Source organism: Pseudomonas sp. REP124 (assembly GCF_020164475.1).
GTDB lineage: Bacteria > Pseudomonadota > Gammaproteobacteria > Pseudomonadales > Pseudomonadaceae > Aquipseudomonas.
Window position 1 is genome coordinate 1 of record NZ_JAIQWX010000224.1, and the last position, 7,478, is coordinate 7,478.

The 7,478-nt window shown below is 52.9% G+C and carries 3 protein-coding genes and 4 pseudogenes; 2 read left to right on the forward strand and 5 right to left on the reverse strand.

Annotated features, from left to right (window positions below; all coding sequences use genetic code 11):
• Positions 1-100 precede the first annotated feature (100 nt).
• Positions 101-1,174: an NAD(P)/FAD-dependent oxidoreductase gene (locus K9857_RS28985; protein ID WP_224541792.1), complete on the forward strand. Its 1,074-nt coding sequence runs from the start codon at positions 101-103 to the stop codon at positions 1,172-1,174.
• A gap of 38 nt (positions 1,175-1,212) precedes the next feature.
• On the opposite strand, the pseudogene K9857_RS28990 reads toward K9857_RS28985, so the two are convergent.
• From K9857_RS28990 to K9857_RS30710, 5 genes and pseudogenes are all read right to left on the reverse strand, one after another.
• Positions 1,213-1,497 (reverse strand): annotated as a pseudogene (locus K9857_RS28990) (IS30 family transposase); the annotation flags it as partial.
• A 154-nt stretch (positions 1,498-1,651) separates the two neighbouring features.
• A complete protein-coding gene (locus K9857_RS30695; RefSeq protein WP_411961624.1) occupies positions 1,652-2,407 on the reverse strand; it encodes a methyl-accepting chemotaxis protein in 756 nt (251 codons plus the stop codon).
• 102 nt (positions 2,408-2,509) lie between these two features.
• A pseudogene (locus tag K9857_RS30700) lies at positions 2,510-3,337 on the reverse strand (cache domain-containing protein); the annotation flags it as partial.
• A gap of 546 nt (positions 3,338-3,883) precedes the next feature.
• Entirely contained in the window at positions 3,884-4,936 is a 1,053-nt protein-coding gene (locus K9857_RS30705; protein ID WP_411961625.1) for a methyl-accepting chemotaxis protein, read from the reverse strand.
• 81 nt (positions 4,937-5,017) lie between these two features.
• Positions 5,018-5,512 (reverse strand): annotated as a pseudogene (locus tag K9857_RS30710) (MCP four helix bundle domain-containing protein); the annotation flags it as partial.
• A 910-nt stretch (positions 5,513-6,422) separates the two neighbouring features.
• On the opposite strand from K9857_RS30710, the pseudogene tnpC reads away from it, so the two are divergent.
• Positions 6,423-7,334, forward strand: a pseudogene (gene tnpC / locus K9857_RS29010) (IS66 family transposase); the annotation flags it as partial.
• Positions 7,335-7,478 lie beyond the last annotated feature (144 nt).

Sequence of the window (7,478 nt, forward strand, 5' to 3'; positions counted from 1 at the left end):
AGTAGCAGACACTCAGAAAGCGTCCTGAACGATCAGGTTCTCATGTAATGAAATCATCCAGCTGTCGTACCATCGGCACATCAACAAAACGGAGGTTGATATGGGAGATGGTCAGGGCAAACGAGTCGTTGTCATTGCCGCAGGCATCGTTGGCGCGTCATTGGCGTATCACTTGGCAGGTAAAGGCGCGAATGTCACTTTGGTAGGAGCGGAAGATATAGCTTCGGGAGTGACTGGCAGCTCATTCGCTTGGCTCAATGCCTCACACCCCGAACCCGACCCAATCGCGCAACTGCGCGGTTCTGCCATCAAGGAGTACCGCCGACTCGAAACGCAGCTGCCAGATCTAAAGATAAGATGGACAGGCGCCTTGTCTTACAGCGTGATGGCGATTGAAGCGCTGCCAACCTCAGGTCACCAAGCTTCGGCAGACCTGGTGTCTCGATCGCAGATTCTCGACTTGGAACCAAATCTCAAGAACCCTCCCCAGTCTGCTCTGTATGCGGCTGAAGAAGGAGCGCTGGACGCAGTAGCAGCTACGCATGCGTTGATCGCAGGTGCCCAGGCGCATGGGGCGAAGATTCTCACTCAGACGCGAGTGCTCGGTTTTGTAACCCAGAGTGCAACGGTGACTGGAGTCGAAACAACAATAGGCATCCTCGATGCCGATATTGTCGTACTGGCAGCCGGGACAGGCATCACGAAGCTGGCAGACATGCTTGGAGTGTCCCTGCCAATAGAGGCATCTCCTGCCATTTTCATCCGTTACAAGTCACAACCCAACCTCGTGCACACCCTCATCTCCAGCCCTGATATGGAAGTGAGGCAAAGTTCGGATGATGCGTTGCTGGCGGCAGAAGATTATCTGGACGACGCCGTGGAAAATCAGCCGGCAGCGATAGCGCTTCGAACTGCCAAGACGATCCAGAACGAACTCCATGGTGTTGTTTCCATAGATCCGGAACGGGCTTGTGTCGGACTCAGGCCCATGCCTGCCGATGGCATCCCCATCATTGGTTATCTACCCAAAGTGGGTGGCGTCTACGTTTGTGCAATGCACCCTGGAATTACTTTGGCGGCGGCAGTGGGACGTCTGGCCAGCGAGGAGATCATCGATGACAAGGTGTCCAATGCCCTTTGCCCATGCCGGCCCGATCGATTTTTGCAAGCGTAGGGGGGGGGGCTCTAGTGAGGCAGCAATCGGCTGTGGATTCAACCGGTCGACGCAACAGATTGGCTAAATCGTTCAGCGGGTGTTTCGTAGTCTAGTGTTTTCCTAGGGCGGCTATTTAGCTGCCTTGCGACTTCATTGAGCGTGGCTTGCGAGTGATCCGCAAGGTCGGTTCCTCTTGGGAAGTACTGCCTTAACAACCCGTTGGTGTTCTCATTCGATCCCCGTTGCCAAGGACGATGAGGATCGCAAAAGTAGACCTTTATGTCGGTAGCCACCGTAAAGCGCTTATGGTCAGCCATCTCTTTGCCGCGATCCCAGGTCAGCCATGTGTTCCATAGCTAAGTCCCCGCCTCTTCCGGCGTCCTGCTGACCGTTAAAAAATCTTCATGTAACGCGGTGTTACGCTAACCTCATAACCAGCCAAGAAGAGCGCAATACCGCCCACTGGAGCAGGAAGTATTGCGCGGCAGTAAGCACTCAAATTTTGAATTGTCCGACCAGTACCTGCAAACGCCCACCCAGGCTATTCAACTCTCGGGCCGTGCTGGCACCTTGCACGGCATCGTCGGCGACACCTTCCACTGCAACGGAGATTTCGTGCACGCTGCGATTGATCTCCTCCGCCACCGCCGTCTGCTCCTCGGCAGCGCTAGCAATTTGCGCGCTCATCAAGTTTATGGTGCCGATTAACTCGGCGATAGTGTCCAGCGACTGGCCTGCACGAATTGCTTGCTCGGTCGTACTTTCACCCATTGCGCTCGCGCGCTTCATAGCCTCCACCGCATTGCGCGTGGTGCCATGCAAACTGTCAATCATTCTCTGTATTTCGCCAGTGCTTTGTTGGGTACGACTCGCCAGTGCTCGCACCTCATCGGCTACCACTGCAAAACCACGACCAGCGTCTCCGGCCCGGGCTGCCTCAATGGCCGCGTTGAGCGCCAGAAGGTTGGTCTGATCAGCAATCGAGCGAATGACTTCGAGCACGCCCACAATGGACTGAACGTCTTGGCGTAGATTATTCAGTGAGTCGCTGCTGCTACGGACTTCACCAACCAATTGATGGATACTCTCGACACTGCCTTCCACCACACATTTGGCAGACGCTCCCTCCTCGTCTGTCTCTCGTGCAGCATCAGCAGCCCGCTGGGCACTGGCAGACACCTCATGGGCTGCAGCAGACATTTCATTAATTGCTGTCGCTACCTGCTCAGTCTCATGACGTTGCCCAATCATCGCTTTTTCAGAGCGTTGCGCCTGGCTGGATACCGCACTAACCAGCCCGGATAACTCGGTGGTTGTCCCAGCAACTTGTTGGACCAAAACATGAATTTTATCAACAAAGAGATTGAAGGATGATGCTAGTTCGCCAAGCTCATCACCACTAGCCACCGGTAACCGGTGGGTAAGATTGCCATCTCCGGAGGCCATGTCGTCAAGGCTGGCCTTGATCTGCAGCAACGGTCGCAAAATCGAGCCGCTCATTCCCTTTGCAAGTATGCCCACCACAATCAACAATGCAATCGTAGAGCCGAGCATAACTAACAGCGAATGGTTAATACTCTCCCTAAATTGCTTTCGCTCCTTCTCTACGCTAACGTCGACATCATCAAGATTTATTGACGTACCAAATACCATGCCCCATTTTGGCAAATACTCGGCATATCCAATTTTAGGTACAATCCGATTGCTAGAGCCGAGCACAAAGCTATAGCCGACGTAATGGCTATTGCTCTTTCCCGCAGCTACAAGTTCTCTAATTGCATACAGCCCATTAGGATCGCGGTAATCAGAGAAGCTCTGTCCGATTTTGTCTTCTGTAGCCCCCTGAAGCAATCGCACACCGCTCTCATCGTAACCCCAGAAGTAGCCATCGGCTCCGTACGACAACCGCTTTAGTACTTCGATGGCCTTTGCACGAGCAGCCACATCACCGTTCGCCGACTGGTCATAGAGCGGCTCAATTGCCTTTCTCGCCATAGCCACTAACTGCTGAATATCATTACGATGATCACCAACCAGCCGTTCACGAGTCAGTTCTTCTTGCTGTACCGCAAGCCGCTCCAAAAGCACCATGGAGACCGCGCTAAACAAAATGCTCAATAGAAATATTGGCACCAACGCAAGCAGCAACAGCTTGGTACGCAAGCGGATGGCACTAAACATGATGAAGTCCTTCTTAAATTGGGTGGCGATTTTTCTCACCCAGGTATCGGCCGGCTGCACATCTTGCTTTACCTATACCTTGGTATAAGCCTCGCCTCCCCTCGCTCTCGGCACATGCACTGATAAGGTACGGCTCAGCGCGTTATTGCTTTGACATAGACTTGGCAGGCCGCCAACGCAATCACAGCCCGGTCGCCTTCGTCGGTGATGGCGATAATTCGTTGAGCGTAACGTGGGGGCATTCTTTCGCGAGGGGCCAAGTGTAATGGAACTCGGCTGGAACACTTATCGTTCACTCTGGAGGACAAGGTTTCGCAAGCAAGGCAGCAGCAGCTATGAATTATGCCATTGAAGTTCGTCGAGAGCCGAGGATCCGGGCACTTATCACTCATGTCAATGAATCACCCCTTAGTCTGGTCAGGCGGCTTGATCTGACCTTTGAGGCAGAAATTGAAGTACATGGCAAAGCCATGGGCATCTACACTCGCGAGTGACACCCGCCTCCGGGTTGTACAAGGCTGAGTCAGCGTTTGCGACAAGTCGCCCTTAAATTACAAACCGCGTCACCATGGCACTTAGGTCAACCGCCAGGCGTGACAACTCGTTGCTGGCGGCGCTGGTTTGATTGGCGCCGGCCGAAGTCTGCATAGACAGGTCATGGATGTTGACCAGGTTCCGGTCAACTTCCTTGGACACCTGTGCCTGTTCCTCCGATGCGCTGGCGATTACCTGATTGCGTTCGTTGATCTGCGAGATCGACTCGGTAATTTGCGTCAGAGCCTCGCCAGCAGCATTTGCCAGTTCCAACGTTGATTGTGTGCGATCGGTATTGCGTGCCATTGACAGAACCGCTTCGGCAGTGCCGCTTTGAATTCCGGCCACCATGATCTCGATTTCTTGAGTGGAGTCTGCAGTACGATGCGCAAGTGCCCGGACTTCGTCGGCAACAACGGCGAACCCTCTGCCGGCTTCACCCGCGCGGGCAGCCTCAATTGCAGCGTTAAGTGCAAGCAGATTGGTTTGCTCGGCGATGGAGCGGATTACATCCAGTACCCGGCCAATATCACGCCCCTTCGCCGCCAGGCCTTCAATCAGTATGGAGGTGTTTTGAACGTCAAAGGTCATAGACTCAATGGCTGCGACGGTCTGTACCACTCGGTCACGTCCATGGACTGCAAAGACGCTGGATTGCTTCGATACTTCAGATGTAGAAATCGCATTGCGCGCTACTTCTTCTACGGCCGCGGTCATTTCATTGACGGCGGTCGCGGCCTGCTCGATTTCGTTGTTTTGCTTTTGCAGGCTTCGGGACGATTCGTCGGTTACCGCACTCAATTCCTCAGAGGCTGATGCCAACTGCGTCGCTGATCCGGAAATCTGCTCTATCGTCCGACGCAGATTTTGCTGCATTACCAGCAAGGCCGCTAGCACCTTACCCGGCTCATCGTTGCCATCTACTTCAATAGGCTTAGTCAGATCGCCAGCGGCGATTTGCTCTGCTGCATCGAGCGCGCGGGCCAGGGGAACGACAATACTGCGGGTCAGTAGCCACGCTAGAAATACGGTCAAGACGACCGCTATGATCGATGTGCCGATGATTGCGTGGGTGGCGTTATCGAATTGTTCGCTTGATTCCTTCGAAGAGATGACTGTCGCATTTTGATTGATGTTTATCAGCTTTTGAAGGCTCGCCGACATCACTTCTAAAGAGCTAGTCAGACGCGTATTGAGTAACGCTCGTAATTCCTCCACCTTGTCCTGCTTCGATAGCTCTAGCGCTTCGCCCTGGATCTTCAGGTACGAATCCAGGGAGTTGTTGAACTGAGCGAAGGTGGATTTTTCTTCAGCACCGGCTGGAGTAGCGCCGTAAGCATTTTTCGCTGCTTGTAGTTTTTGGATATATTCAGGGAGAGAATTATACATCTGTTGCAGTTGAGCATGATCGCGGTTGTTAACCATGCGTGAAGCAACGATCCGTAAATAAAGAGTATTTTCCTGTACGTCGCCCAAATACACGATGCTGGGCAGCATGTTTGTTTCCATGTCGACGGCGGCTTGCCGGATCAACGCCATTCGACTCATTGAAAATAAACCTAAGGCGATGACTAAAAGAGCAATTAGCGAGAAGCCCAGAAAAGCACGCGGTGCGACACCCATATTTCGTATGACCGACATCCATATACCCCTAGAATGGTGAGAAACGAGAGAGCATACGTACAGTCCTCATAAGTAACACTCATACATACGTATCATAATGACATCATCACTAAAAATTCATCAGTCGCAAAACCTCAGCGCGAGCCGCCCAGGCTAAAACAAAACAGAATCTCTCACTGCCACAGTCGAGTACAAACCAGGCAGGTGTCTAAGCTTCGGATGTGCCAGCACGTAAGTATGCTTTTCTGAATTTCGGCTGAAGCTGGAAAAAACCGATCATAAGACTGCAGCCACCATTAACTACTCTAATATCTCCATGGATCCAGAGTTAAAATCGTTACTGCCATACCTGAGGCAAAGCGGAGCATAATGCCAATGATCATAGTGAGTTTACGTAGCGCTTTATCGAAACAACAGGCAGCTTTATTGCACACACCGCGCTCAACAAACCTTCATACATTGTGCTAAAACCTCACACTTACTCTGCCACTTCCAGACTCGTTTCATTCATCGTCGACATCTTCCAACAGCGTAGTGGATTCGATATCAATAAAATTTTAATTAGCAGCGCTAACTCTCGGAACTGCCTTTCAGATGTCTACCTGCGCTGATCTCTAGCTGATCAACAACCCTCAAGCTATCCAATCTCTTGCCAAGAAATTTGAACTACAAGGAAGACGTTGCGCTACCAAAGATAAACTTGTGAAATCGCTAATTTACTTGAAAAGGCAGAGCTCCCGCTTCCCGGCTAAATGCCGGTTGACCGATAGAGTGGTAGCCATGCCAACGTCCGCTTTGGTCGATCATGTTGAAAAAGTTGAATTTTCAGATCTCCTGAACTTACGCAAGATCACCACCGGAGATGGGGCGGCAAATCCAACATCATCAGCGTTAGACCCAGCGCCATCGCGAACAAGCTCGCTCCCATATCCCACGCCAGACGTTGGCTCGATGGGTTATCCAGTGCGGTGAACACTTGCAGCCGTTGCTGAATTTGATGCGCGACCGACTGCTGGAAAGTCGTGTCATCCACTGCGACGAAACGCGTGTGCAAGTGCTGAAAGAGCCTGATCGCGAGCCGAGCAGCCAGTCCTGGATGTGGGTGCAAACCGGCGGGCCACCGGATCAGCCGGTGATCCTTTTTGACTACTCGACCAGCCGGGCGCAGGAGGTTCCATCGCGCCTGCTCGAAGGTTATCGCGGCTACCTGATGACCGATGATTACGCTGGTTATAACGCCTTGGGCGCGCAATCCGGTGTCGACCGTTTAGGCTGTTGGGCACATGCGCGACGCAAGTTTGTCGAGGCGCAAAAGGTGCAGCCTAAAGGTAAAACCGGGCGCGCCGATATCGCCCTGAATCTGATCAACAAGCTGTACGGTATCGAGCGAGATTTAAAAGAAGTCGGCGATGAACATCGCCACGAAAGCCGACAGCAAAACAGCCTGCCGGTGTTGGCGCAGTTGCAAACATGGCTGGAGAAAACCCAGCCACAAGTGACGGCGCAAAATGCACTGGGCAAAGCCATCAGTTACCTGGCCAGCAACTGGATCAAGTTGGTACGTTACACCGAAGCCGGTTTCTTGCCGATCGACAACAATGCGGCCGAGCGTGCGATCAGGCCCTTCGTTATCGGGCGCAAGAACTGGCTGTTCAGCGATACGCCCAAGGGCGCAGCGGCCAGCGCTCAACTTTACAGTTTGGTCGAGACGGCTAAAGCCAACGGCCAAGAGCCCTATGCGTGGCTGCGCCATGCACTTGAGCGCCTGCCACAGGCAACCTCGGTTGAAGATTACGAAGCCTTGCTGCCTTGGAACTGCTCGCCCGCATCGCCTCGCTAAGCGCGCCGCCTAATTTGATTAGGTGGGGTTCATGGAGCGCTTACCGTATTTTTAAGCGGACGCGATAGCCCTTAACGCCAGGATTTCCATGCGCCAACGAAGCTCTTATGCGTCGACACGTCGAGACGGGGCGCTACATCAGCC

Coding starts and splice junctions, on each gene's coding strand:
- K9857_RS28985 (WP_224541792.1), top strand. CDS start 101: ATGGGAGATGGTCAGGGCAAACGAGTCGTTGTCATTGCCGCAGGCATC.
- K9857_RS30695 (WP_411961624.1), bottom strand. CDS start 2,407: ATGATTGGGCAACGTCATGAGACTGAGCAGGTAGCGACAGCAATTAAT.